This window comes from Dorea sp. Marseille-P4042, assembly GCF_900290215.1.
GTDB lineage: Bacteria > Bacillota > Clostridia > Lachnospirales > Lachnospiraceae > Dorea > Dorea formicigenerans.
Map to the genome: position 1 here is coordinate 922,497 of NZ_OLMI01000002.1, position 25,896 is coordinate 948,392.

Consider the following 25,896-nt stretch of genomic DNA (forward strand, 5'->3'; position numbering starts at 1 on the left):
TATATAAATATATACCTTCAAAACTGCATATAAGAAACTTTTTAACATCTTTACCTATCCACCTGTGCTTCGCACTTAAGGAAGTTCGATTCACTAAGCTCGAAAGAACCTCGCTAAGTTCCTTCGAACAAGCATCGTACTAAGCTCAGCCTTCGCTTTGCTCGTCTTCTCTAAGTACTCTTGCTTTTGGTTATGCCCTCGACCTATTAGTAACAGTCAGCTCCATGTGTTACCACACTTCCACCTCTGTCCTATCTACCTCGTCGTCTTCAAGGGGTCTTACAACTTTCGTTGGGATATCTCATCTTGAGGGGGGCTTCACGCTTAGATGCCTTCAGCGTTTATCCCGTCCCGGCTTGGCTACTCTGCTATGCTCCTGGCGGAACAACAGATCAACCAGCGGCCAGTCCATCCCGGTCCTCTCGTACTAAGGACAGCTCCTCTCAAATATCCTACGCCCACGCCGGATAGGGACCGAACTGTCTCACGACGTTCTGAACCCAGCTCGCGTACCGCTTTAATGGGCGAACAGCCCAACCCTTGGGACCTACTTCAGCCCCAGGATGCGATGAGCCGACATCGAGGTGCCAAACCACTCCGTCGATGTGAACTCTTGGGAGTGATAAGCCTGTTATCCCCAGGGTAGCTTTTATCCGTTGAGCGATGGCAATCCCACTTTATACCACCGGATCACTAAGTCCTACTTTCGTACCTGCTCCACCCGTCGGTGTCGCAGTCAAGCTCCCTTCTGCCTTTGCACTCTTCGAATGGTTTCCGACCATTCTGAGGGAACCTTTGAGCGCCTCCGATACCCTTTCGGAGGCGACCGCCCCAGTCAAACTCCCCACCTGACATTGTCCCCCGACCTGTTAAAGGCCGCTGGTTAGAAACCCAGTACTGCAAGGGTGGTATCCCAACAGCAGCTCCACGGCAACTGGCGTCACCGCTTCAAAGCCTCCCACCTATCCTGTACATGCAATACCGAATCCCAGTATCAAGCTGGAGTAAAGCTCCATGGGGTCTTTCCGTCCTGGCGCAGGTAACCAGCATCTTCACTGGTATTTCAATTTCACCGGGTGCATTGTTGAGACAGTGCCCAAATCATTACGCCTTTCGTGCGGGTCGGAACTTACCCGACAAGGAATTTCGCTACCTTAGGACCGTTATAGTTACGGCCGCCGTTTACTGGGGCTTAAGTTCAAAGCTTCGCTTGCGCTAACCTCTCCCCTTAACCTTCCAGCACCGGGCAGGCGTCAGCCCATATACTTCACCTTTCGGTTTTGCATAGACCTGTGTTTTTGCTAAACAGTTGCTTGGGCCAATTCTCTGCGGCCACCTCTCAGTGGCACTCCTTCTCCCGAAGTTACGGAGTCATTTTGCCGAGTTCCTTAACAATGCTTCTCCCGTCGGCCTTAGGATTCTCTCCTCATCCACCTGTGTCGGTTTACGGTACGGGCGCGATACAAACAATAGCGGCTTTTCTTGACGCATGGCTCACACTCTTCCCTACTCTTATTTCGGTACGCATCACGTCTTCGGATTGCCGTACGGATTTGCCGGTACGACTCCTACCTCGCTTGCGCCGGGCTTTCCATTCCCGGCTTGTGCTCTCCACACGTGTCCCCACAGTTCTGTTATATCGCGGTACAGGAATTTCAACCTGTTGTCCATCGGTTACGTCTTTCGACCTGGCCTTAGGCCCCGACTTACCCAGAGCAGATCAGCTTTACTCTGGAAACCTTAGATATTCGGCCGGAAGGATTCTCACCTTCCTCTCGCTACTCATTCCGGCATTCTCTCTTCTATACAGTCCACAGCTCCTTATCGGTACTGCTTCTTCCCGTATACAATGCTCCTCTACCAATGTACAAGTACATTCCTGAGCTTCGGCAGTGTGTTTCAGCCCCGGACATTTTCGGCGCAGGACCTCTCGACTAGTGAGCTATTACGCACTCTTTGAATGTATGGCTGCTTCTGAGCCAACATCCTAGTTGTCTTCGAAATCCCACATCCTTTTCCACTTAACACACATTTTGGGACCTTAGCTGCAGGTCTGGGCTCTTTCCCTTTTGACTACCCAACTTATCTCGTGCAGTCTGACTCCCATACACCATCTACGCGGCATTCGGAGTTTGATATTCTTCGGTAAGCTTTGACGCCCCCTAGGAAATTCAGTGCTCTACCTCCGCAAGACTTGTATGAGGCTAGCCCTAAAGCTATTTCGAGGAGAACCAGCTATCTCCGGGTTCGATTGGAATTTCTCCCCTATCCACACCTCATCCCCACCCTTTTCAACGGATGTGGGTTCGGACCTCCATTGCCTTTTACGGCAACTTCATCCTGGACATGGATAGGTCACCCGGTTTCGGGTCTACTCCGACTGACTCTTCGCCCTATTCAGACTTGGTTTCCCTTCGGCTCCATCCCTTAAGGACTTAACCTCGCCAGCCAGCGTAACTCGCCGGACCGTTCTACAAAAAGTACGCGGTTCCACATTTAAAGTGGTTCCACAGCTTGTAAACATATGGTTTCAGGTTCTTTTTCACTCCCCTCCCGGGGTCCTTTTCACCTTTCCTTCACAGTACTATGCGCTATCGGTCACTAAGGAGTATTTAGCCTTACGGGGTGGTCCCCGCATATTCAGTCAAGGTTCCACGTGTCTCGACCTACTCTGGATTCCGCCATGCCAATCGACCTTTCACTTACGGGGCTTTCACCCTCTCTGGCCGGCCTTCCCAGGCCGTTCTGTTAAGTCTTTTGGATCAATTCCGCGGTCCGAACCCCGGAGTGCACGCACTCCGGTTTGGGCTCTTCCGGTTTCGCTCGCCGCTACTTCCAGAATCACATGTTGTTTTCTCTTCCTCCGGCTACTTAGATGTTTCAGTTCACCGGGTTCCCCTCCTAACGTTATGTATTGGCGTTAGGATACCTGAGGTTTGCTCAGGTGGGTTTCCCCATTCAGAGATCTCCGGATCATAGGATATTTGCTCCTCCCCGAAGCTTTTCGCAGCTTATCACGTCTTTCATCGGCTCTTAGTGCCAAGGCATCCACCATACGCTCTTATTAGCATAACCAATAGATGTCGAAAGCGGTGCGGAAGTTCTGACTGTTCTCAGAGGAATGCTTGCATTCATCTGGAACCGTCTGAAGTTCTGCAATCATTTGCGAAGCAAAGGATAGCGAAACAAGCAAAGCTTGTGAGCTAACCGGTTTGACATCGCCGCCTACGGGTTGCTTTCTTCATCGACACATGCATAGCGTTGCATGCGTTGGCTTCTAGGTCAATTTTTTGGATTCGTTTTCTTCGAATTGTGTAGTAATTATTACTCTGTTTATAACAATTACCTCGGATGTCTTGATTAGATATTTAATATCTTATCTATATTTCTTATATGCGGTTTTCAAGGTACATTGCGAAACGAATATTTTCTGCGTTGAATGCTTGCATTCATAAGCTGTGAAATATTCTGTTTCATAGCGTGCCTGCACGCGACCGAAAGAACGAAGTTCTTGAGGTGCAATGTAAGCATTTGACTGTTTTATCAGCCATCAGGAAGTTGAATCTCTTCAGCTCTCTGATCACTGGTAAAACCAGTTTATTTTTTCAATCCGGCAGCCACCTACTCTCCCGTACCGTCTCCAGTAAAGTACCATCGGCCGCTTAGGTCTTAACCATCGTGTTCGGGATGGGAACGGGTGTTACCCCTAAGCGCATCGCCACCGGAAATGTTATTCGTTCTTTTTACGGAACTGATAACTTGTCATTATGTCCTTCGCGCGTCCAATTCCGCGCTCAGTCCTTGATGACTAAATAACAGACAACAGCCCTTACTTTTTCCGTTTTAGTTGGATTGATTCGGCTGCTTTGCAGCCTACTTTATCCATCTTCCGTTTTAGTTGGATTGATTCGGCTGCTTTGCAGCCTACTTTATCCATCTTCCTTAGAAAGGAGGTGATCCAGCCGCACCTTCCGATACGGCTACCTTGTTACGACTTCACCCCAGTTATCGGTCCCACCTTCGGCAGCTCCCTCCTTTCGGTTGGGTCACTGACTTCGGGCGTTACTGACTCCCATGGTGTGACGGGCGGTGTGTACAAGACCCGGGAACGTATTCACCGCAGCATTCTGATCTGCGATTACTAGCGATTCCAGCTTCATGTAGTCGAGTTGCAGACTACAATCCGAACTGAGACGTTATTTTTGAGATTTGCTCGGCCTCGCGGCTCTGCTTCCCTTTGTTTACGCCATTGTAGCACGTGTGTAGCCCTGGTCATAAGGGGCATGATGATTTGACGTCATCCCCACCTTCCTCCAGGTTATCCCTGGCAGTCTCTCCAGAGTGCCCACCCTAAATGCTGGCTACTGAAGATAAGGGTTGCGCTCGTTGCGGGACTTAACCCAACATCTCACGACACGAGCTGACGACAACCATGCACCACCTGTCACCGATGTTCCGAAGAAAAGCTTCCATTACGAAGCGGTCATCGGGATGTCAAGATCAGGTAAGGTTCTTCGCGTTGCTTCGAATTAAACCACATGCTCCACCGCTTGTGCGGGTCCCCGTCAATTCCTTTGAGTTTCATTCTTGCGAACGTACTCCCCAGGTGGACTGCTTATTGCGTTAGCTGCGGCACCGAATAGCTTTGCTACCCGACACCTAGCAGTCATCGTTTACGGCGTGGACTACCAGGGTATCTAATCCTGTTTGCTCCCCACGCTTTCGAGCCTCAACGTCAGTCATCGTCCAGTAAGCCGCCTTCGCCACTGGTGTTCCTCCTAATATCTACGCATTTCACCGCTACACTAGGAATTCCACTTACCTCTCCGACACTCTAGCTGCACAGTTTCCAAAGCAGTCCACAGGTTGAGCCCATGCCTTTCACTTCAGACTTGCACAGCCGTCTACGCTCCCTTTACACCCAGTAAATCCGGATAACGCTTGCCCCCTACGTATTACCGCGGCTGCTGGCACGTAGTTAGCCGGGGCTTCTTAGTCAGGTACCGTCATTTTCTTCCCTGCTGATAGAAGTTTACATACCGAAATACTTCATCCTTCACGCGGCGTCGCTGCATCAGGCTTTCGCCCATTGTGCAATATTCCCCACTGCTGCCTCCCGTAGGAGTCTGGGCCGTGTCTCAGTCCCAATGTGGCCGGTCACCCTCTCAGGTCGGCTACTGATCGTCGGCTTGGTGGGCCGTTACCTCACCAACTACCTAATCAGACGCGGGTCCATCTCATACCACCGGAGTTTTTACCACTGTACCATGCAGTACTGTGGTCTTATGCGGTATTAGCAGCCATTTCTAACTGTTATCCCCCTGTATGAGGCAGGTTACCCACGCGTTACTCACCCGTCCGCCGCTCAGTCACAAAAGTCTTCATCCGAAGAATCGAACTTAAGTGCTTCGCTCGACTTGCATGTGTTAAGCACGCCGCCAGCGTTCATCCTGAGCCAGGATCAAACTCTCGTTAAAAAATCTTAATTCCGATTTGACTCGGATTTAAAATCAAAGTTCGTTCCAGGTCAAGAAAACTACTAGCTTTCTTATCCCTTTTACTGTTTTAAGGTCGACATTGTCATTCAATGTCCGTTCTGAATTTTCTCTTAAAGAATCTTCAGGGTTGTTGTCTATTATTTAATTATCAAGGTTCTTTTTCTTTGTTGTCGTCTCAGCGACAGCTTATTTATATTATCACATTCACAATCGCTTGTCAACAACTTTTTTATTTTTCTTTTTCACTGTCCGCTTCGATCATCTCTGTCGTTCGAAACAGCTTATCTAGAATATCATTTCTATCGACATTTGTCAACAGGAAATTTCATTTATTTTTTTTGCGTTCCCATGAGCTCTTAAGCACTTTCCAGTCTTGTCTCACGCAACAGCTTATATATTCAAGAATGCCTCGGCATTCTTGCTGCGAGGTGCGCGTCATGCAATTGCATGACATACTTCTACTGCGCACCTCTGCAAGTCTACACTCCGTTTCGGTCGGCGCAAAACCATTGTCCACCGGACAATGTGCGCCCTGCCGGAGGCTATATCAGCTGGGGGATTGACNGGTGCGCGTCATGCAATTGCATGACATACTTCTACTGCGCACCTCTGCAAGTCTACACTCCGTTTCGGTCGGCGCAAAACCATTGTCCACCGGACAATGTGCGCCCTGCCGGAGGCTATATCAGCTGGGGGATTGACTCCCACCACTGCATCTCCCATCTGATATATCATGCCCGTCCAGAATTGTCAATATTGTTTTTATTATTTATTTTATTTGCATAATTTATACAATTCATTTTCCCATCTGAATCGAAAACCTCTCTTTTTTCACAAATCAGAAGAGGTAATCAAAAAAGGGCACCTTTGCCCGTTAGTTGGGACATAGCACTTTTATCAGTTTACTACACCCTCTATTATGCTCTCTATCTTCTTTAATCTTCCTTCATACGTATCCTGTATACTACCTGCCTCAGATTTTTTCTTTAATTCTTCTAAGAATCCTGGTTCATCAAAGCATCTGGAAATTGCATGATACAATGTTTCTTTTCTATTTTCTACAATATATCCCCATTTTCCGTTACCGAGATTTTCCTTGATTCCGCTACAATCTGTAGATATAACCGGCACACCAAGTATAACCGCCTCACTGATTGCAAGGTTATATCCTTCATTCAAGGAAGAACAGACAAATAAGTCTGCATTTTTTATATATGGATATGGGTTCTCTTGAAATCCAATCAAATGCTCCCATTTTTCCAAATGATGAGACTCGACCATTTCTTTTAGACGGTCATATTCTTTTCCATCTCCTACTATATTAAGAGTAAAGTCTCTGCCATCTTCTACCATATGCTCACAGATACTGGTCAGACGAAGAAATCCTTTTTCCGGAATCACTCGTCCCACTGCACAAATTGTAAATTTGTCATGTGCCACTTTATAGGCTTTTGCCATTCTGCGGATTGTCTTTGCTTCTAAAGGATTATAACAGACCGCTGCATTTTGAACTAATTCTATACCGAACATTTCTCCAAATGCGACGCGAATTGCCTCTGACACGAATACAGTCTTATCGTACTGCACGACCAGCAGATGTATCTCATACTTTTTTGGATCCAGATACCGCAACAATGTAAGCAGCACCTTTTCCGCCCCGCCATTATTTAATGTATTAATTGCAAATAAAACTTTTTTCATGAACCTCTCAAACTCTTTTCTATCTGTCTCTATGCCATATTGGTTTTCCCGCTAACAGATAAGCCACTAGATTTCCAAACATGCACCCCAACATGCAGCCTATACTGTTATTCATAATATCATCGAACTCAAACAGCCCTCTTTTCAGAACAAGTTGCAATATCTCGATTCCGAGTGAAACCACTATTCCACATAACAATCCCTGCCACCAGCGGATCTTCTTGTCAAAGACAAATGGAAGTAATCCACCAAGCGGAAGTAACAACACAATATTTAAAATATCTTCTTTCAACATCTCTCTGCTGCCACGAAGTACTGCCCGCCAGGACCAGAATAAATCAAGGTTATAATGATAATCTGTCTGTGGATTTCTTGTAAATACTGTCGATGCATATACAATCGCAAGAAATGTAAGAGCTGCGAGACATGCATACGCCTGAAAGCCTTTCATTTTGTCTCTTTTTACCAACTGCCGCAGGCAAAATGCTACGACTATAAACACAATAACAAAAAACAGGAACTCTCTTGCCGTCCATTCTCTGTTATGTGTAACTAATATCTGATAAATATCCAAATGACCGTCTCCTTTTTCAATAGGGACTAGAATAGCACATATATTTTTTCTTGTCTAGGGCAAAGCCTCTCTTATCACAGAATTTTAACATACACTTCTAACATACGAGTACAATTCAAGTCGAACTTCCGGCGGGATTACATAAATGTACAGGACCCTGGCAAGATTACTTCCACCAGGGTCCTGTACATTTATGTTCTACGCGCAGATTCAAGGGATACGACATTTACTTCAACACAATTGCATTCACTGCTTCCGTCAAATCTACGACCAGATCTCGTTTTACTAGTGATATGGATTTTCCGTCAATTGTCACAAGACAATTCGTTCCATCATATCGATATATTTTAACTTCTTTTTCCGGATATTTGTCATCTTTATAATGTAACGTAAAGCTGATTTCTTCTTTCTCAGAAGGTTCTTCACTTGTAAAGTCACTTGCTTTCAGCGCTTTAAGTGCATCTGTAAAGTCTGTTCCTTCAATTTCTTCTCCGTCATAAGTACTGACAACATCGCCCTTCTTCTCAGACAGATCAATGGTGTAATCTTTATCTTCCAGCGTCACTTTTACCCTGTCCACATCGGAAAGATCCGCTGTTACAACTGATTTATGTCTCAGCGAATCATAAGAACCATCTGTCACATTCTTATATTCGTCTTCTGTAATCTCGTAGATAATCTTGGAATCTCCGATTCTGACATAGGCTTTGTCGTCCTGTTTTGCACTGACATGAAGTATAAATGTTTTCTCACTGCTGCCTGCTTCTGAATCTTTACTGTCACCGGAATCCTCAGAAGAATCCTCGGACTTCGGTGTATATTTTACCTCCAGATTATACTGTGGTTCATCAAGTCCATATTTTACAAGTTCTTCATCTGTTGCATTATAAGTCACATACGTTCCAAGATTCAGTGCATTTACATTGTTCAGATAGGTCTTCACAAGATTCGTATCCAGCGGCTGTTCTTCTTTATCTTTGTTCACAAAATAAATGTCGTCTTCATTGTCAGAAAGACCATCATTTTCTTTGTATTTTGCATCCAAAGAAGTAGACCCGGAAACTTTAATTTCTGAAATCTTCTCCACCTGATTAAAGTTTGGAATCTCATCATTTTTCACAAGTGCGTCAATCGTCACATTAAAACTATCCATCGGATCATTTTTCACAAGGTACACATTTCCATCTCCGATTGAAACATAACGTTGAGAATCCATGGTACTATAATCACCCAGTGAGATTTCATAAGTCTTATCGTCCGTCTCCAATGTGATTGTACATTCCGGATCATCCAGACCGTACTGTCCATAATCGTCCACATCTTCAATCTCAAATGCCACTCCAAATTCTTTGAATAGTTTTAATCTCTCGGCAATCTTATCCTGATCTACCGGGAAGTTTGCATCATCGGTGTAAGTCCATGTACCATCCTTTTTTTCAAAGGCAAGGCTTCCCAAACTGCTCTTCCAGGAGATTTTATTCACAGAATCACTGTCCACTTCCAAAACCGTTTTGTCACTGTTTTTAATATTTTCTTTCTTTTCTTCTGTCTTGCTCAGAGCAAATGTGGCAATACATATCACCACTAAAACTCCAAGCAGGATATATAATTTTTTAGTTCGCTTCATTTGCCCGTCTCCTCTTCACAACAATCGCAATACCAACAGCCAGATAAACAATCGGGAATACTCCAATCATGACAAGCTTCAGAATTGATGAAGTAGAATCACTGATCGTCAGGTAATTGTACTGTAAGGATTTGCTTCTGATTGAAACTGCGTCACGCTGCCCTACCAGTGAGGATATAGAATTCATGACCAGATCCAGGTTTGCTCCGGAAGAATAACTGTTGTAAGTATCATCGACCAGATAAGAAGATGCATACCAGATCATCTGTCCATCATTTTCATCCTGTGTAATATCTACTCCTAACGAAAATGGTCCATCTGTATCCCCGTCTTCTTTATCATAAGTTGTCAGATTGTATCCTGCCGTCTTTGAATATGCCTCGTCTGATGTTGTGAGAAGCGATGTTACATTTACATCTTTATCCGTATTTCCAACCTCCAGTCCTCTTGCGATCGGTACGATTGCATAATAACTCTCATCCAGAAGCGGATCTGTAATGTCGCTGCTCTCAATGGTCGGCATCAGGATATACGGTGCCTGGAAAGCATAGTGATCATGGTCTGTATCAACAACAACTCCGTTATCAGATTTCACACCATAATCCGATAAAAGGCTATAAAGGTTCGGAAGGTCTCCACTCTCCACCGGTCCTGCCATAACAAGCAGCTTACCTCCGTTGTTAAAATAATCTTCCAGCATATTTTTTTCTTCCTCGGAAATATCACTGGACGGCGCATTTATTAACACAAAATCTGCATCGTCCGGAACTTCATTGGTTGTCAGAAGTGAAAATTTCTCAGTCTCAATATTTTCTTTTGTAAGCTGATTACTAAATGTTGTGGAAAGTTCTGCTTCGCCGTGTCCATTCAATATATACATCTTTGGCTGTTCGCTGTTCACTACATAATCAATCGCAGAAGTGATTGCTCCTTCTCCGTCAAATGAAGTCGTTCTGCTGTAGCCTGAATATGCGCTTCCACTGGTTACGTAGATGTCACTATATGCGATATAACGATTGCGATCCCCACACTCTACGATCAGACTGTTGTTGGCAACCTCATCACTTGTATATTTCTGGGTAAATGTCGGATAAATATCCGGATTCTTCTTTTTTATTTTAATATGATCAGATAATGTATCATATTTGTCCAAAAGCTTTTCAATGACATCGTCTTCTTTACCATTCTGTACGACCCAGTAAATCGTCACATCTTCTTTCAACGCATTTACAACAACTTTTGTGTTGCTTGTGATAGAATAAAGTTTCGTGGAACTGATATCATACTGGGTTGCAGAAGACGGCAGCGCCTGGACAAATATATTTACCACGACCAGAATTGCAAGCACAATTGTTGTCAATACAATAGAATAAGTACCGCCTTTTAAAGCTGTTTTGTTCTTCATTAGTTGTACCTCCTTTTCTCAAGTGACTGAACACAGAGGAACAAGAAGAATACAATGACAGACAGATAAAATACAATAGCTGTCATATCAAACACTCCATTTACAAATGTATAAAACCGTTCAAACAAGGACAACGTCTTCATAATATTCGGAAGCAGTCCTTCGAACACACTTTTCTTTGCAAAATAAATCACAGCAACTGCAATCAATAAAACTGCACCAACACCTGCCGCAACCGCATCATTTTTCGTCAGGATCTTAATAATCAGGCCGACAATCAAAATCAATACAACAAGTGCGATAATGGAACCTATCACACTGCTGGAAATGTAATCTGCCAAACTGACACTGTAATAATTGAACAATACAACTGCCACACAGATACCTGCTGCCATTCCAAGATTCTCTGTCAACGAAGAAATAAACATTCCTATCGCAATAAGTGCTGCACCCATAATGAAAAATGCGATCAAGCTTCCATACGATGTCAAAAGATAGACATCTCCAAACTTTGCAAAGATTAATGGATAAAAAGCAACAATTACTAGTGGAATTAAAAATACAACTAAAAGCGCAAGATATTTTCCAAGGATAATATCTGTCGTTGTAATCGGCAGCGAATAAAGAAGTTGGTCTGTTCTCTGTTTTCGCTCTTCTGCCAGAACTCTCATAGTCAGGATCGGCACTAATCCGACAAATATAAGGCTGATAAATCCAAGCACATATTCAAAGTTCGCAACTGCCTGCTGGATATTGTAGAGCATAGATCCGATTCCTACGAATACAAGAAGAAATGTTCCAAATACATATGCCGTCAATGAATGAAAATAACCGGACAGCTCATGTTTTAATACTGCTTTCACTCTGTTTTCTCCTCCTCTTCCTGTTTCTTTTTATTCCTGTATTCTTCCTCATCAGTCTCGTCTTTCTCAAGACCACCAATTTCTTCCAGACCACTGATTTCCATATTCTGAAGATCTGCTTTCACCTGTTCACTATCTTTTTCAGGAACATCTGCCGGGTCAGCAGCTTCTGTCAGCTCAAGGAAGATATCTTCCAAATTTGCTTTCTTGGAGGTCAGCTCGTAAAGCGCTTTTTCTCTCTTTGCAAATTCCATAGAAAGCTTACGGCTGATTCCACGGATATCATCAGAATCTGTCTTCATTGTCACACTTAAAAGGCCGTCTTGCGTCTCACGGTAAGACACCTCTGTAATTTCACCAAGTAAAGACTTCACTTCCTCTACTTCTTCCCGCGTTGCCTCTGTTGTAAACAAGATTTCGTTAGAACCTGCCAGCGACTTCTCTAAATGTTCCGGTTCATCAAATGCAATTAATTTCCCACCAGAAATAATCAACACTTTTTCACAGATTGCCTGCACCTCTGATAAAATATGGGAACTTAAAATAACTGTATGATTTTTTCCCAACTGCTTGATCAGATCACGGATCTCAATAATCTGAATCGGATCCAATCCTACGGTAGGCTCATCTAAAATAATAACTTTCGGATTTCCAAGAAGTGCCTGGGCAATCCCAACTCTCTGTCTGTACCCCTTCGACAACTTGGAAATCAGACGTTTTCTCACATTCTGGATTCTCGTTTGGGAAATGACACCCTCGATCTGACAATCCATTTCTTTTCCTTTTAATCCTTTCGCTTCTGCAACAAACTTAAGATATTCCTCTGGTGTCTCATTCGTATAAAGCGGTGGAATCTCCGGCAAATAGCCGATTGCTCTCTTAGCTTCTTTCGGCTCTTCAAAAATATCATGACCATCAATCGTGACCTGACCGGATGTCGCTGACAGACAGCCGGTAATGATATTCATAGTTGTAGACTTTCCGGCACCATTAGGTCCCAGAAAACCATAGACATGACCCTCATCAATCTCAAAGGACAAATCGTCTACTGCGGTAAATTCACCGTAACATTTTGTTAAATGTTTTACTGAAATCATCACAAACCTCCTACATTTTCTTCCAAGTCTTATTAAAGAAAATGAATCTAAACTCAAATTAAACTTTTGCATGTCCAAAAGTGAAAAGTTTGTGAAAATAGATTTTTAAATGAATTTTTGTGCTAAACTCTCTCATAGAATGAAAGAGGGGATAACATCACTGAAAAATTTATATCAGTTGAATTGGAGGCTTTTCTATGCTACAAATTTTGATTATTGATGATGACAAAAATATACGACGCTATTTAAAAACAATTCTTCTGGCCGCCGGGTACACTCCAATCTGCACGGAAACAGCCAATGAGGCACTACATATTATGGAGACAAACAATATTGCACTCATCATTCTTGATATTATGCTCCCCGGAACAGACGGGTTTACATTCACAAAGCTTCTGCGCGATTGTAAAAATGATATCCCTATCTTGATGCATACTGCAAAGCAGCTTCCGGATGACATTAAAACAGGATTTCTTGCCGGCGCTGACGATTATATGACGAAACCGGCTGATGAGGATGTCCTTCTTCTTAGAATCAAAGCGCTTCTGCGACGGGCAAAAATCACTGCGGAACACCAGCTTCGCATTGGACATACTATACTAAATTATGATGCCCTGACCGTCACTACAGATAAGGATACCCAGCTGCTTCCTCAGAAAGAGTTCCTTCTATTATATAAGCTGCTTTCTTACCCAAACCAGATATTCACCCGCATGCAGCTTATGGACGATATCTGGGGCCCAGATTCTGATTCCGGCGATGCGACTGTCAGCGTACACATCAACCGTCTCCGGAACCGGTTCCAGAATTGTCATGATTTTTCCATCACAACAATTCGGGGGCTTGGATATAAAGCACAGGTGCAAGAGGCACTCATGTAAATGAAATATATGGAGATTAAAATAATGATGAAATACTTTACACATACAAATGCAGGCAAATTAAAACTAAATTTTCGAACAAAAATGAACCTTCTTACAACCGGTTTAATCTTTGTCCTACTGTTATTATCCACATTTCTCGGAAACGGAGTTATGATCCTGCTCATCCATCATGGCTTCATCAATGCCGGACCACCGTCCTCACAGATTCCGCTTCTGATCCAGACCGGGATCATCAGTATTATCATCGGCACCTTGATCACACTTCTGATCAGCCACCTGCCGCTCAAACCTCTCCATACATTGGTCGAGGCTATTCATCAAGTATCCACAGGAAATTATGATGTTAAAATCCACTTGGAACACCCAGCAGAATTCCGAGAAGTATCTGATTGCTTTAATCACATGACCGAAGAATTGTCCTGTACAGAAATGTTACGCTCAGATTTTATCAACAACTTCTCTCACGAATTCAAGACCCCGATTGTCTCCGTTCTTGGATTCGCGAAATTATTAAAATCCGACCAACTCACAAAAGATCAACGCGAAGAATATCTGGACATTATTATAGAAGAGTCCAGGCGCTTATCAGAACTTTCCACGACCATACTTGACCTTTCCAGAATTGAAAGTCTCTCTTCCCTTTCCGGACAGACAACATTTTCCTTAAGCGAACAGATCCGGGAAGCAATTCTGTTATTGGAATATAAGTGGTCCCAAAAACATCTGAAGCTGGATCTTAATCTGGAAGAGTTGGACATCCTCGCTGATGAAGCACTGCTAAAACAGGTATGGATCAATCTTCTGGACAATGGAATTAAGTTTTCCCCAGAGTTTGGAAAATTATCTGTCTCTCTTCACACAAAAGATGGAACCTGCATCGTCAAAGTTCAGGATCACGGTCCCGGCATGGATCAGGCAACCTCTGATTTAATCTTTACCAAGTTCTATCAGGGCGATACTTCACACCAGTCGGAAGGCAATGGTCTGGGACTTGCACTTGTAAAGAAAATCATAGAGCTGCATCGCGGTACAGTCACCGTGGAAAGCAATACAGGAAAAGGCAGCACCTTCATTGTGGTGCTGCCTTTATAGCTTTTCTGTTCCCAAAATCTTTACTACCTTTTATCGGATATGCAAAACTCCTGAATGAGCCCCCACAATCCAATGCTCCAAAGTATTTCTTGAAACAATCCCTTCTATATTCTTTTTATATTTTGCCATCCCATATAATGAAACAAAAATCATGATTGCAAATAAAAATCTTGCACTTCCAAACATCTCTCCTTGCACCTCAAAGTACAAATATGCGGATACAAAAAATATGAAAATCACACAGCTACGGAACTTACTTTCTTGCCAGTCAGCTTCCGAGTTAGTTTTCAGTTCCTTTTGCTAATTCATTCATCCAGTTTATCATTTTTTCTTTATCATACGGCAGTTTACCTATGACTGTATATTTATTCAATACAGTTGTATCCGCAAATATGCAGTCTGACATTTTCAGATTCTCCAGTATTTTTTTTGCTTCCATCATACGGCTTCGTAAATCTAAAGGTACAAACAGACCTTGATTATATTGCTTATACAAATCTGTATCGTTCCAGATTTTTAATCCAATCATCCATATTCTTTCAGGTTGTATGACATTCAAAAATTTTGCAGTATCTTCCGCATGTTCTTCTGACATTTTTTTACCACCAAGTCCCGGAATTACCGTAACTGAATATGTAATTCCTGCCCTGTGTAATCGTTCGCAAGCTTCTATACCCTGTTCTGGTGTTACCCCTTTATTCATTTGTTTCAACACTTTTGCATTTCCAGACTCTATTCCAATATGCAAATGACAAATTCCTTTTTTTCGTAGTACAAGAAGCTCTCTCTCATCCTTTCTTAAAACATCATCAACCCTTGCATACATACTGATTTCATGAATCCATGGCATATAACGCTCTACATATCCAGTAATTGCCAATATTTTCCCCGTATCCATTACAAATGGATTTTCTCCCAGCAAAAAAATACGTCTTTTTGCTTTTGCATATGGTACGAGCATTTTTGCTTTTTTCTCTATTTCTTCAAGAGGAAATATATAAAAATCATCCTTTGTAAAATCACAAAATGCGCATTTATGCCAACTACATCCTAGCTCTGTTTCTAATAATGCGCTGTCCTTTTCCCAAAATGGACGATACACTTCTTTTTCTGTATATAATTCCACTATATATTTCCTCTTTTCTAATTTTGAAGTATCTGTTTTGCTATTGAATTAAATCCAGCAACCCCTTCCCACAATACATCTTCATCTACATTGAAGCGTGAAGAATGATGTGGATAGTCTGTTCCTTTTTCTGTATTAGAAGAACTCAGATATAAAAAAGCCCCCGGAACTATATTTAAATAATTTGCAAAATCTTCACCTGCCATACATGGTGACTCCATATGCCGCTCCACATATTGAATTCCGAGAGTCCCTTCTATGGCATCTGCTGCCAAATCTGCCATATGTCTGTCATTTACGACCGGTGGTGCTCCCCATATAATTTGGAATTCGCATTCACCGCCAAAAGTCATAGCTGTCATATTTGCAATCTCTTCAATTCTTTTTGCCAGATATTGCCGTACACTTTCATCCACCGCACGAGTTGTTCCTTCCAGTATCACTGAATCCGGTATAACATTATACTGATTGCCACCTATAATCTTACCAATTGAAATCACACTGGCAATTGTTCCCATAAGTTCTCTTGTCTGAATAGCCTGTAGTGCTAATACAAGATGCGAAGCTATCTGAACCGGGTCAATCCCCTTTTCCGGATTTGATCCATGACAAGATTCTCCCTTTATTTTAATAATAAAATGATCATAAGAGGCCATACAGCAGCCTGAAGATATGATAAACTTTCCACAAGGAATTTCTTTTCCAAATAAAGTACCTATATGCAGTCCAAAAATCGCGTCGACATTTTTAACATATCCATCCTCAATAGCAATTTCTGCTCCTCTGGCTGTTTCTTCACCAGGCTGAAAAATTAATCTTACCACTCCATGCATAGAATCTTTCCACGTAAGGAGCATTCTTGCTGTCCCAAGCATAATTGCCATATGCGCATCATGCCCACAGGCATGCATATATCCCGGATATAGAGATTTATAATCAATATCTAATTCCTCTTCCAACTGCAAAGCATCCATGTCTGTGCGAAACGCAATTGTTTTTCCGGGATATGCACCCTCTATGGTTGCCATAATTCCACTGCCTCTTTCTGAACAGACATATGGTATGTTCAACGCATCTAATTCCTTTTTTATAAATTTTTCTGTCTCAGGAAGTTCCAGCCCTATTTCTGGAATCTTGTGCAAATCCCTTCTAATCCGCAACACATATGCTTGAATTCCACCATATTGCTGTAACATATCCGACTCCCCTTTATTCACAAATTAAAGCATGTTGTCCTTCTTCTGGCTTTTCTGTTAACATTTCCAATGCTTCTTCCACCATTTCTTTTCTATATTCAACTTCTTGCTCATGTGGAAGTGACGGATTACCAAATACATGAAGCACACTATTTCCTCGTAAAATTCGATGAGCACCGATTCCCTCAGAAATTTTGGTAAGATTTGTTACATGGATAATTGGGATTCCAGCTCTTTCAATTTCTTTTGTCATCACTGCACCGCAGCGAGAGCTGGTCCCTCAAGTAGATGTCAGAATTGCAGCATCCACTCCATTTTCTTTCATGTCTTTTGCAATTCCTTCTCCAAATTTCTTTCCCATTTCCATCGGAGTCATAACTCCTGCTGTAGAATAAAACTTCTGATATACCTCTCCGATTTTACCTTCTTTCTTCAACTTCATAAGTGCATCCACCGGAACAAGACGGTTCGGATCAGCCAGTACAAATGCATTATTGTATCCCTGATGACTGACCTCATAATCTTTTGCATTCAGTGCATCCACTCCATGAGTGTCATATATCTTATAATATCTTGAATTTGTCGGAACCTGGTTATCCGGATTTCCCTTTGGCACAAGCCCTCCGTCAGTGACTACTGCTATTTTTATCTCATCTAATGGCTTATCCAGAACCGGAAGTGGTATATCTTCATGGTTCGGCATGATGACTTCTGTATAGAAGTTCTCGTGATGATACTTTTTAAGCAACATAGCTAACGCTCTCTTTGGTGCCGGAATTGTATAGTCGATTTCAATTTCCGGACCTGATCCATGATATCCTTCCTTCTTACCATCTCCAATAAAATCACCTTCTACAAGGCGTTTAGCAAAAACTGCAACCTGTTTTACAACCTGTCGCATCTTTGCAGCATTGTTTTCTGTCTGAAGAATATAGCACTGATCCTTGTAGAGATCTGTACCAGGATTTTCCGCATACAATGCAGTAACTGCTGGGATTTTCAATGTTCTTGTCACCGCAGAAGTCGCAGCACCACAACCGATTCCATATCTTCCTGCATTAAATCCAGGCCCTGCCACAAAAAGCTGTCCTTTATATTTTTTCACAGTGTCTATCAACTGTCTGCACACTTCGTCTGTATTCTCTGCTATATAATTATCTCCACAAATAAATGTAGCTACAATTTCATAATTTTCTCCTAGATTTTTGGCAAGAGCAAGTCCTGGTCCTACCGGTTCTTCTTTTATAACAATCCCCATACTAGCAGTGTCTTCTCCGCCATATCCACCATAAAACTGATTAATATAATGTACGACTCTGATTTTTTCTGTCATGATCTACGCCTCCTTTTCCGGTACTTCCGGCAAATCTGAATCTGTAGTTACATAACAGTCACCCAGTTGTGACCAAATTCCCTGATAAGCAAAATTCGTAGTATGTGTAAACGGCCCTCTCACATCTATTCCCATCAAACTAGGCACATTGGCTCCTTCTCCAATCACCCGTTCTACTCTCGGATGATGAAGGTCGTAATTTCGTCCACTGTTTATAACGGCATCAATCTTTGAATCTGATATGACAAGCATATCACCAGGTTTATCATTAGATACAGCAGACAAATTCATAACACATGTCATTCCCATTTTTTCTGCCCAGTTAAATGCAAGTGCACTGTCCAGCTGGCAATGTCCCATACCTGATTTATTTACAATAACGCAATCTGCTTTTAAAGTTTCTTTACACAAGGTAGCTGCCATCATACTCATTGCATCTTTTCCATCAATTTTCATAACATTGTTGTCCATAACAAAACCGACGAACTCAATGTCTTTTCCATGACGTTTCATCAATTCTTTGATATAGACTTCATTTTGAAGATAATAGTTCGGCTCCCAATATCTCCATACCATAGCTCCATCGAGCACTTCTGTTGGTTGAAGAATTGTTGGGAGAAATCCTAACGCGCTCTGCCCATATACAAGGAAATTCCAAGTATCATGAGAAGCCATATGCGTAACCAGATATGCTACCTTCGGAAGTGGTTTACCATCCGCTCCAAGACCTACCGGTCCCAGTTCATAAACCTCTGATTCATCCGGTTTCACAGCAATTGCCAGTTTTGCCAGATAAACGTTAATGCTTAACGATGCATATTTTAAAGCCTCTGCATAACTTGCATCACTGACACCTTCTGCCGGAGTCGCATCTAAAATAATATGGTAATGTCTGGAAAAGTTAGAGTATTTTGCACATTCTCCTCCCATATCCAAATAATATTTGATGTTGCATTTTGCATAATAAATATCCGATACAACCACTCCTTTTAATGCAACGGTACGGCCTTCTCCCATAGGTGCAAGTTTTCCCCAGATTCCAGGATAAGATGTTTCTGGTGCATCTGCTTTACAACGCGGCTGCATTACGTCATGAATTCCCAGGATTCTGCAGCTTTCTCCTGGTACAGCCAGCTTAATATCCAGACTTCCGAACAATTCACTTTTTGCCTGATTTATAAGCTCTTCTTTGTTGACTGTCAATACACCTTCTGACAGTTCTGTTTTCTTTCCAAATTGAACCTTTTTGACACGAATGTAATCAATTTGTAACCTTTTACTCATGGCATTTTCTCCTTTCTCACATTGAGACGCTGCATTCTTCCATGCAGTGATACTTAGCCAAACTCTACTGTTGTATATATTTTATCTTTCTTTTTTTTCATTCTCAATTTACAGAAAAGTATTGTGTCTAATTCTATTACAAATATCATATATGTACCATTTTTTAGTAAAAAAAGAACCTCTCATTACAGATTTTCTTTTTCTGCAATAAAAGATTCTTTTCTTATTTTCTTATTTTCTTATATTCCTTCTTATTTGATGACCTGCTGTAACTGATTTAACGTTTCCATGACTAATCGTCTGCGCTGTTCTTTTTCCTGTTCCAAGGGCAATTGCGGATTTCCAAAGGGATAACAAACATTATTACCTTTTACTATCCTCACACTACCAGAGTCAATAGCTATGCGCGTCAGATTGGTACCCTGTACAACCGAAATTCCGATATTTTCAATTTCTTTTCCAATATAGGTTCCACATCGAGTACTTGTTCCACACGCTGATGTAATAATCACAGCATCCACTTCATATTGTCTGATTGAAGATGCAATTCGTTTCCCGAGACGAATACCTTCTTCTGTCGATGTCATCACTCCTGCTGTTGTTAGAAAGATATCACATAATTTTCCAATAATTCCTTCTTTCTCCAACTCTCTCATAATATCTACCGGCAACAAACGATTCGGATCTGCATTCACATACTGATTATCATAACCCTGATGGCTGACTTCATATTTGTCTGGCTTCAATGCCTCGCAGCCCTGAATACTGTACGCCAGACATATTTTTGCGTTTTTCGTGCGACACCATGATAACCTCACTTTGAAAATGTTCTCCCCGATGCTTTTTTAACAACATCTCAAGGCATCTTTGGGGCGCTGCTTCCTTATAATTAATAAATGGAACTATGTTATCTTGATTTTTTTCTCCAGTCAGCCCGTCAGGAATTGAATAAATATACTCTGAACGTTCTAACATGCTTTCAAACACTTCTTTCTGCCAATCATATTCGCTTTTTCCATATGCTCTCCCAGCATTCGCTCTTCTGTTAAATGTGCATAACCTGAAGCTTCAAATTCCAATACTGCATGTACTTGTTCAAAATAACTCATATAATTATCTCGCATTCCATCCTTGACCCAGTCCGAAATAATTCCAACGAAAGAATGCGCTTTCATTTTCGCCATGAGCTGCAACTCTGACTCTGTTAATTTAAATCCGGATTCGGAATAGCGCATGTCAATATTAATTTTCCACATTTCATAATAAAGATCATTCAGATATTCATATAATGAATTCTGACCCACGTACTGAAAACATGCAAGATAGAATTTTCGATTTGCATATAAACACTTACATACATTTAAAAAGCTATCTGTCAGTTTAGATGGATCATTAAACGAATTTACATTTTGAAGCATATCCGTATAAAAAACCCAGTTAATTAATTCGTATTTATCTTGAAAATGATAATAAAATGTGTTCCTGCTTATATTACAATAATCTGTAATATACTTGACAGAGATTTTAGATAATGGTTGTTTCTCCAATAACTTCTTTAATGCGGTCGCCAACGCTTCTTTCATTATCTGATTATTAGCCATACATTACACTCCTTTGAGATATTTACTCTCTTATAAGCTTTAAATTGTATGTTTTTTCTCTCTAACAATATTCTATTATAGATTATTTAACCAATCAACCTCAATCATTAATTATTTTTTGTACATTTTAGCGTTTTTGTCTAATTTTTCATCCCATACAATTTATTAGTTCAATATTTTCAACAAAAAACAACACACTTTTTTTTATTGTTCATATTTAAAACAGACAACGGCTTTGTAAAATGAAATCCCCAACTTTTTTTGTTATTCTAAAACCATGAAATATGCCATTTTCTACTGTTATAAACAAGCACATTTCGCATTTTAGGAGGGATTTTTTATGTATGCACTTATTGCTGCTATTCCTATTTTCTTGACCGTCATACTAATGGTCGGCTTTAACTGGCCGGCAAAACGGGCCTTGCCCGCATCTTGGCTTATTGCCTGTTTTGTTGCCGGATTTATCTGGAAAATGGGAATACTCGAAATTGGTGCTCAGACTCTTGCGGGTTTTCTGAGTGCTTTTGAAACACTTGCAATTATTTTTGGTGCAATCTTACTTATGAATATTTTGAAACAATCTGGCGCAATGGCTTCTATTAATAATATCTTTTCAAATATTACAAAAGATGCCAGGATTCAAGCAATCCTTGTAGGATATGTATTTGCCGGATTTATCGAAGGCGCTGCCGGATTTGGAACACCTGCTGCACTTTCTGCTCCAATCTTAATCTCACTTGGATTCCCACCGTTGGCAGCAGCTGCTGTATGTTTAATTTACAACTCTACACCTGTTTGCCCGGGGCCTGTCGGTGTTCCAACACTGACAGCTTCCAGTGTTGTATCCTCTTCCGTAACAGCTCTTGGCGGTGATCCGGATAAGTTTACCGCTATGCTGACCAAATGGACCTGTATTCCACATATGGTTGGTGGTCTGTTCATTATTTTTATCGGACTTTGTGTCCTTTGTAAAGTCTTCGGAAAAAACCACAGTTTTAAAGATGCATTAAAAGCACTTCCATTCTGCATCCTTACAGGTGTTGTTGTCGGAGTTCTCTATCTTACAATGGCAGTTTTTGTAGGTCCAGAATTAACTTCTATGGTTGCTTTTCTTACAGCATTGCCAATCTTAATCCTCGCTGCCAAAAAAGGATTTTTAATGCCAAAAGAAGTTATGACTTTTGATGGAGTGGAAAAATGGGGCGACCAAAGCTGGCTTTCAACGCAAACCGTCAGCCAGCCACAAGATAAAGGTATGTCGCCTGTTAAAGCATGGATGCCATACGTAATCATCAGTATTATCCTTGTTTTAACACGTGTTGGCTTTTTCAAAATAAAACCGATTCTCACAGATGAACCATTTATTCTGCACATTGATCATATTCTTGGATTTGACACGATCAACTGGGATTTTAAATTCTTATGGAATCCTGGTATTATGCCATTTACATTAATTGCTCTTATTACCATTCTGCTTCACAAAATGAGTAAACATGAAGCCAAGGTAGCAATCAAAGATTCTTTTTGTCAGATATCCGGTGCTGCTATTGCATTACTTTTCGGTGTTGCCATGGTTAATCTTTATCGCTACACAAGTAATGCTAACATAGGTGCAAAAGTTGCTTCCACAGTAATTGATACTTTTGATTATACAAACAGTAGTATGTTATATGTCATGGCAGATGCGCTAGCAAATATTTTTCATGGTGCATACTTTATTATCGCTCCATTTATCGGTGTACTCGGCGCCTTTATGTCAGGATCATGTACCGTATCCAACACCTTATTTGCTTCCCTGCAATTTGAAACAGCTTCTCTGCTAGGCATGTCCCAGGTATTGATTGTAGCCCTTCAAAACTGTGGTGGTGCAATTGGAAATATGGTATGTATAAACAATATCGTATCTGTATGTGCTACAACTGGAACCAGCGGTAATGAAGGTAAATTAATCAAGACCAACATTATTCCTTGCATCATATACTGTGTAATTGTTGCTACCGTTGTCGGAATCTTCATGGCATCAGGAATTAACCCAATGCCTGAATTATTAAAGTAAGAGAATCAAAGTCATCTGTCCAAACATTACAGTCGTTTTAAACATATACTTTCTTATTATCATATTATCAGAGGGTGTCGCAAAATCATCAAATCAGAGGATTGAGCGATACCCTTGCTCTCTGTATAAAAATCCGAAAGCTTTCATACTCCCGAACAAGTTATTACATTTGAATAACAAAAGTACAGATCCTTTTCTGTTTAAGGTATAACAAAGGGGCTGCTGCTCCAGTAGATTATCTATCTACTTTTGCAACAGCCCCATTCATTAAACAGGATTCTAAAAACTATCTATATTGTGAGCTCTTCTGCATCATCCATATCTGCATCACATTCATCAACCATATAATCTACAGCTTCCTGTGCAGCATCCATATGTTCTGCATCTCCCATGACTGTCAATTCATTTCTTTTAATGTTCAGCACTTTTCCGCTTTTCTGGATATGCTGATAGGTCTTAGAGATCTCTTCTGCCTCCAAAGAAGTCGGACAGAAAATTCCAACTTTATTTTTTTCTGCATAATCCTTTAACGCTTCCAACTGCTCATATCCTTCTTTTACTTTTCCACCTGTCACATAAATAATCCCAGGTCTTGGATTAATTTTTACAGTTGCCATAGTCGGCGGGGATGGAATAAACACCTGTTTTGTATCACTCTCTGGGTCAATAAAGTATCCAAGTCCTTCATATTCTTTAAATTCTGCCATAATAATCACCTTTTCATCTGATTATTTCAATCAGTTCTTTTCATTAAATTCTTCGACTGTCCATGGACGTCTTAAATCGTTTTCAAACATATCTTTGAATTCCTTTTCATTCACTGCATTAAACAGCTGTGCGTACTCTGCTGTTGGATCGTCTTTATCCAATACATTTGCTGCTGTTGACAATGAACAATGCTGACTTCCGCCCCAGTTATGAAGTTCAACATAAACACCTGCAGCTGCAAGTTTACTTGCATAATCATAAGCCTGATCCACACCATTATCATTAGCCATAGCATGAATGAATGTTGGTGGTAATCCTACACATTCTTCTACCGTAGCGCGTCCTGGGAATGCTTCTGCCGGAACATCAACCATATTGTTCATTTTTCCTAAGTATTGACGTGCAGATTGTGCAGCATCAGAGCCACCCCAAAATGCAGAATTTATACTTAATGAGCGATATTGTGGCAACGGACGATCATCAATAATCGGCACCCATACCAGACAACCGCGTGGTGTGATTCCACGTTTTTTCAGTCTGTGACACAGAGCCAATGACAAATGTCCACCAGAACTATTACCATGAATAATAATCTTATTAGCACTAATATTCAGTTCTTTTGTATGCTCTGTAAGGAAATTATATGCAGCTTCACAATCATTCATCGGTTGTGGATACTGAGCGCCCATACAAAGTGTGCGGTAATTAAAGGTTGCTACCGGAACTCCATACTTATCTGCCCAATCTTCAATTGCAGCTGTAAAGCGGAAACATGTTGTAAGTCCTCCGCCTGGAATTATAAGAATGCATGGACTATTTCTCTTATAACGCCATTTCCCTTCTCTTGGATTTGCAACAAGAACTTTTACTTTTGGAGCATCTGGTTCATCAATACAACCTTTTGCTTCATATTCTGTTACACGGCTCCAATCATAATCTGGCAGGTAATCTTTAAATCCATCTTCCGCATGTGCTGCAAATTCCTGTCGTTCTTCAAATGACAGATCATCATTTAAAAGTACTTCTGCATATCCAACAGAATTTCCCATCAGTGCATATGCCTGCTCCAGTTCTGGATGTGCCCATTTAACATCATCACGAATTCTAAATTTTTCAAGTCCCATTTTTTTACCTCCCTGGTTTCTTAATCCCTATTCATAACACATGATACTTTTTCCTTCGGAATTAATTTTCAAAAAAAGTTACTGCAATAACTTTTCTTTCTAATTTAATGTTACCACTTCATTCTATATCTTTCACTCTTCATAAATTCAGAATGTTCAGAATTTGTACACTTCTCTATACTGCACAAAAAGCCCTAATGTTGCAGCATTAGGGCTTTTTAATTAATCTTGAAAGAGAAAAAACATGTGTTACAAATATTTATATTATTAAGTTACAATATTTACCTATAATGAAAATTTTTCGACTGTATCCAACTCCGCATCATACTCATCCAATACATAATCAACTAACTCTTCTGCCTGCTTTGTATGATCATCGTCTGATTTTACTGAAATTTCTTCTGGAACAATATTCAATTTTTTAAAATTACCAACAGCATACTGATATGTTTTTGCCAATTCTTCCACATCCGTTGCCTTTGGGCACAGAAATACGACTTTATTATCTGCACAATATTTCTTTAATTCTTCAAGTTTTTCATAAGATTCGTTAATTGCTCCACCCGTTACATAAATTACTGCTGGTCTTGGATTTGCTTTTACCGTTTGTTTTCCAACCAAAATTACGGTAATTTCTTTTGTATCACTTTCCGGATCTACTGCATAACCCAACTCATCATATTCATAAAAATCTACATTCATACCTGTACCTCTTTTCATTTTTTAT

At 41.1% G+C, this 25,896-nt stretch carries 19 protein-coding genes and 3 rRNA genes; 3 read left to right on the forward strand and 19 right to left on the reverse strand.

The window, feature by feature from the left end; genetic code table 11:
• Positions 1-186: 186 nt before the first annotated feature.
• The 9 genes from C7E02_RS09950 to C7E02_RS09995 all read right to left on the reverse strand — a co-directional run bounded on the left by C7E02_RS09950 (position 187) and on the right by C7E02_RS09995 (position 12,765).
• Positions 187-3,075 (reverse strand): 23S ribosomal RNA (locus C7E02_RS09950).
• A 533-nt stretch (positions 3,076-3,608) separates the two neighbouring features.
• Positions 3,609-3,726: ribosomal RNA gene (gene rrf, locus C7E02_RS09955) — 5S ribosomal RNA — on the reverse strand.
• Between the two features lie 220 nt (positions 3,727-3,946).
• Positions 3,947-5,477: ribosomal RNA gene (locus tag C7E02_RS09960) — 16S ribosomal RNA — on the reverse strand.
• Together the 16S, 23S and 5S rRNA genes form the textbook arrangement of a ribosomal RNA operon.
• A 918-nt stretch (positions 5,478-6,395) precedes the next feature.
• Entirely contained in the window at positions 6,396-7,199 is an 804-nt protein-coding gene (locus tag C7E02_RS09970) for a glycosyltransferase (protein ID WP_105309468.1), read from the reverse strand.
• 19 nt (positions 7,200-7,218) lie between these two features.
• Positions 7,219-7,773 carry a VanZ family protein gene (locus C7E02_RS09975; protein ID WP_105309469.1) on the reverse strand — a complete coding sequence of 185 codons (555 nt, stop codon included), beginning with the start codon at positions 7,771-7,773 and terminating at the stop codon, positions 7,219-7,221.
• 226 nt (positions 7,774-7,999) lie between these two features.
• The gene (locus C7E02_RS09980) at positions 8,000-9,400 is read right to left on the reverse strand and encodes a DUF4340 domain-containing protein (RefSeq protein ID WP_105309470.1); all 1,401 of its coding nucleotides are present in this window, start codon (positions 9,398-9,400) and stop codon (positions 8,000-8,002) included.
• Positions 9,387-10,805 carry a GldG family protein gene (locus C7E02_RS09985; protein ID WP_105309471.1) on the reverse strand — a complete coding sequence of 473 codons (1,419 nt, stop codon included), beginning with the start codon at positions 10,803-10,805 and terminating at the stop codon, positions 9,387-9,389. The genes C7E02_RS09980 and C7E02_RS09985 overlap by 14 nt, the downstream gene beginning before the upstream one ends.
• Positions 10,805-11,668, reverse strand: coding sequence for an ABC transporter permease (locus C7E02_RS09990; protein ID WP_005342602.1), 864 nt, complete (start codon positions 11,666-11,668; stop codon positions 10,805-10,807). The genes C7E02_RS09985 and C7E02_RS09990 overlap by 1 nt, the downstream gene beginning before the upstream one ends.
• The gene (locus tag C7E02_RS09995; RefSeq protein WP_005342603.1) at positions 11,665-12,765 is read right to left on the reverse strand and encodes an ABC transporter ATP-binding protein; all 1,101 of its coding nucleotides are present in this window, start codon (positions 12,763-12,765) and stop codon (positions 11,665-11,667) included. Before C7E02_RS09995 ends, C7E02_RS09990 begins: the two co-directional genes overlap by 4 nt.
• Before the next feature lie 197 nt (positions 12,766-12,962).
• On the opposite strand from C7E02_RS09995, the gene C7E02_RS10000 reads away from it, so the two are divergent.
• Both C7E02_RS10000 and C7E02_RS10005 read left to right on the forward strand, forming a co-directional pair.
• The gene (locus C7E02_RS10000) at positions 12,963-13,646 is read left to right on the forward strand and encodes a response regulator transcription factor (protein WP_005342605.1); all 684 of its coding nucleotides are present in this window, start codon (positions 12,963-12,965) and stop codon (positions 13,644-13,646) included.
• A gap of 24 nt (positions 13,647-13,670) precedes the next feature.
• On the forward strand, positions 13,671-14,741 hold the full coding sequence (locus tag C7E02_RS10005; protein ID WP_105309833.1) for a HAMP domain-containing sensor histidine kinase: 1,071 nt from the start codon (positions 13,671-13,673) through the stop codon (positions 14,739-14,741).
• 30 nt (positions 14,742-14,771) lie between these two features.
• Here the strand turns inward: C7E02_RS10005 and C7E02_RS19200 are convergent, their stop codons facing one another.
• The 7 genes from C7E02_RS19200 to C7E02_RS10040 form a co-directional block, all read right to left on the reverse strand.
• A complete protein-coding gene (locus tag C7E02_RS19200) occupies positions 14,772-14,927 on the reverse strand; it encodes a hypothetical protein (RefSeq protein ID WP_155961861.1) in 156 nt (51 codons plus the stop codon).
• A 94-nt stretch (positions 14,928-15,021) separates the two neighbouring features.
• A complete protein-coding gene (locus tag C7E02_RS10010; protein ID WP_022278344.1) occupies positions 15,022-15,867 on the reverse strand; it encodes a radical SAM protein in 846 nt (281 codons plus the stop codon).
• A gap of 17 nt (positions 15,868-15,884) precedes the next feature.
• Entirely contained in the window at positions 15,885-17,063 is a 1,179-nt protein-coding gene (locus C7E02_RS10015) for a M20 metallopeptidase family protein (protein ID WP_022278343.1), read from the reverse strand.
• A gap of 13 nt (positions 17,064-17,076) precedes the next feature.
• Entirely contained in the window at positions 17,077-18,396 is a 1,320-nt protein-coding gene (locus tag C7E02_RS10025; protein ID WP_242978788.1) for a glycine/betaine/sarcosine/D-proline family reductase selenoprotein B, read from the reverse strand.
• Between the two features lie 3 nt (positions 18,397-18,399).
• Positions 18,400-19,680: a glycine/sarcosine/betaine reductase component B subunit gene (locus C7E02_RS10030; RefSeq protein WP_105309472.1), complete on the reverse strand. Its 1,281-nt coding sequence runs from the start codon at positions 19,678-19,680 to the stop codon at positions 18,400-18,402.
• A gap of 251 nt (positions 19,681-19,931) precedes the next feature.
• On the reverse strand, positions 19,932-20,498 hold the full coding sequence (locus tag C7E02_RS10035) for a glycine/betaine/sarcosine/D-proline family reductase selenoprotein B (RefSeq protein WP_242978789.1): 567 nt from the start codon (positions 20,496-20,498) through the stop codon (positions 19,932-19,934).
• A 150-nt stretch (positions 20,499-20,648) separates the two neighbouring features.
• Complete coding sequence (locus tag C7E02_RS10040) at positions 20,649-21,281, reverse strand: TetR/AcrR family transcriptional regulator C-terminal domain-containing protein (RefSeq protein ID WP_005342618.1); 633 nt, start codon at positions 21,279-21,281, stop codon at positions 20,649-20,651.
• 340 nt (positions 21,282-21,621) lie between these two features.
• Between C7E02_RS10040 and C7E02_RS10045 the strand changes: the two genes are divergently transcribed.
• A complete protein-coding gene (locus tag C7E02_RS10045) occupies positions 21,622-23,337 on the forward strand; it encodes an L-lactate permease (RefSeq protein WP_029732541.1) in 1,716 nt (571 codons plus the stop codon).
• Between the two features lie 290 nt (positions 23,338-23,627).
• Here C7E02_RS10045 and C7E02_RS10050 read toward each other — a convergent pair whose 3' ends face one another.
• The 3 genes from C7E02_RS10050 to C7E02_RS10060 form a co-directional block, all read right to left on the reverse strand.
• Positions 23,628-24,044: a hypothetical protein gene (locus C7E02_RS10050; protein WP_105309473.1), complete on the reverse strand. Its 417-nt coding sequence runs from the start codon at positions 24,042-24,044 to the stop codon at positions 23,628-23,630.
• Between the two features lie 30 nt (positions 24,045-24,074).
• Complete coding sequence (locus C7E02_RS10055) at positions 24,075-25,169, reverse strand: alpha/beta hydrolase (protein ID WP_005342624.1); 1,095 nt, start codon at positions 25,167-25,169, stop codon at positions 24,075-24,077.
• A 285-nt stretch (positions 25,170-25,454) separates the two neighbouring features.
• Positions 25,455-25,871, reverse strand: coding sequence for a hypothetical protein (locus C7E02_RS10060; protein WP_105309474.1), 417 nt, complete (start codon positions 25,869-25,871; stop codon positions 25,455-25,457).
• Between the last annotated feature and the right edge of the window lie 25 nt (positions 25,872-25,896).

What these genes read in the sequence shown, in the direction of transcription:
- C7E02_RS10060 (WP_105309474.1), bottom strand. Translation starts at nt 25,871, where the DNA reads ATGAATGTAGATTTTTATGAATATGATGAGTTGGGTTATGCAGTAGAT.
- C7E02_RS09995 (WP_005342603.1), bottom strand. Translation starts at nt 12,765, where the DNA reads ATGATTTCAGTAAAACATTTAACAAAATGTTACGGTGAATTTACCGCA.
- C7E02_RS10005 (WP_105309833.1), top strand. Translation starts at nt 13,671, where the DNA reads ATGATGAAATACTTTACACATACAAATGCAGGCAAATTAAAACTAAAT.
- C7E02_RS09970 (WP_105309468.1), bottom strand. Translation starts at nt 7,199, where the DNA reads ATGAAAAAAGTTTTATTTGCAATTAATACATTAAATAATGGCGGGGCG.
- C7E02_RS10050 (WP_105309473.1), bottom strand. Translation starts at nt 24,044, where the DNA reads ATGGCAGAATTTAAAGAATATGAAGGACTTGGATACTTTATTGACCCA.
- C7E02_RS10045 (WP_029732541.1), top strand. Translation starts at nt 21,622, where the DNA reads ATGTATGCACTTATTGCTGCTATTCCTATTTTCTTGACCGTCATACTA.
- C7E02_RS10040 (WP_005342618.1), bottom strand. Translation starts at nt 21,281, where the DNA reads ATGGCTAATAATCAGATAATGAAAGAAGCGTTGGCGACCGCATTAAAG.
- C7E02_RS10015 (WP_022278343.1), bottom strand. Translation starts at nt 17,063, where the DNA reads ATGTTACAGCAATATGGTGGAATTCAAGCATATGTGTTGCGGATTAGA.
- C7E02_RS10000 (WP_005342605.1), top strand. Translation starts at nt 12,963, where the DNA reads ATGCTACAAATTTTGATTATTGATGATGACAAAAATATACGACGCTAT.
- C7E02_RS09985 (WP_105309471.1), bottom strand. Translation starts at nt 10,805, where the DNA reads ATGAAGAACAAAACAGCTTTAAAAGGCGGTACTTATTCTATTGTATTG.
- C7E02_RS19200 (WP_155961861.1), bottom strand. Translation starts at nt 14,927, where the DNA reads ATGTTTGGAAGTGCAAGATTTTTATTTGCAATCATGATTTTTGTTTCA.
- C7E02_RS10055 (WP_005342624.1), bottom strand. Translation starts at nt 25,169, where the DNA reads ATGGGACTTGAAAAATTTAGAATTCGTGATGATGTTAAATGGGCACAT.
- C7E02_RS10030 (WP_105309472.1), bottom strand. Translation starts at nt 19,680, where the DNA reads ATGAGTAAAAGGTTACAAATTGATTACATTCGTGTCAAAAAGGTTCAA.
- C7E02_RS09980 (WP_105309470.1), bottom strand. Translation starts at nt 9,400, where the DNA reads ATGAAGCGAACTAAAAAATTATATATCCTGCTTGGAGTTTTAGTGGTG.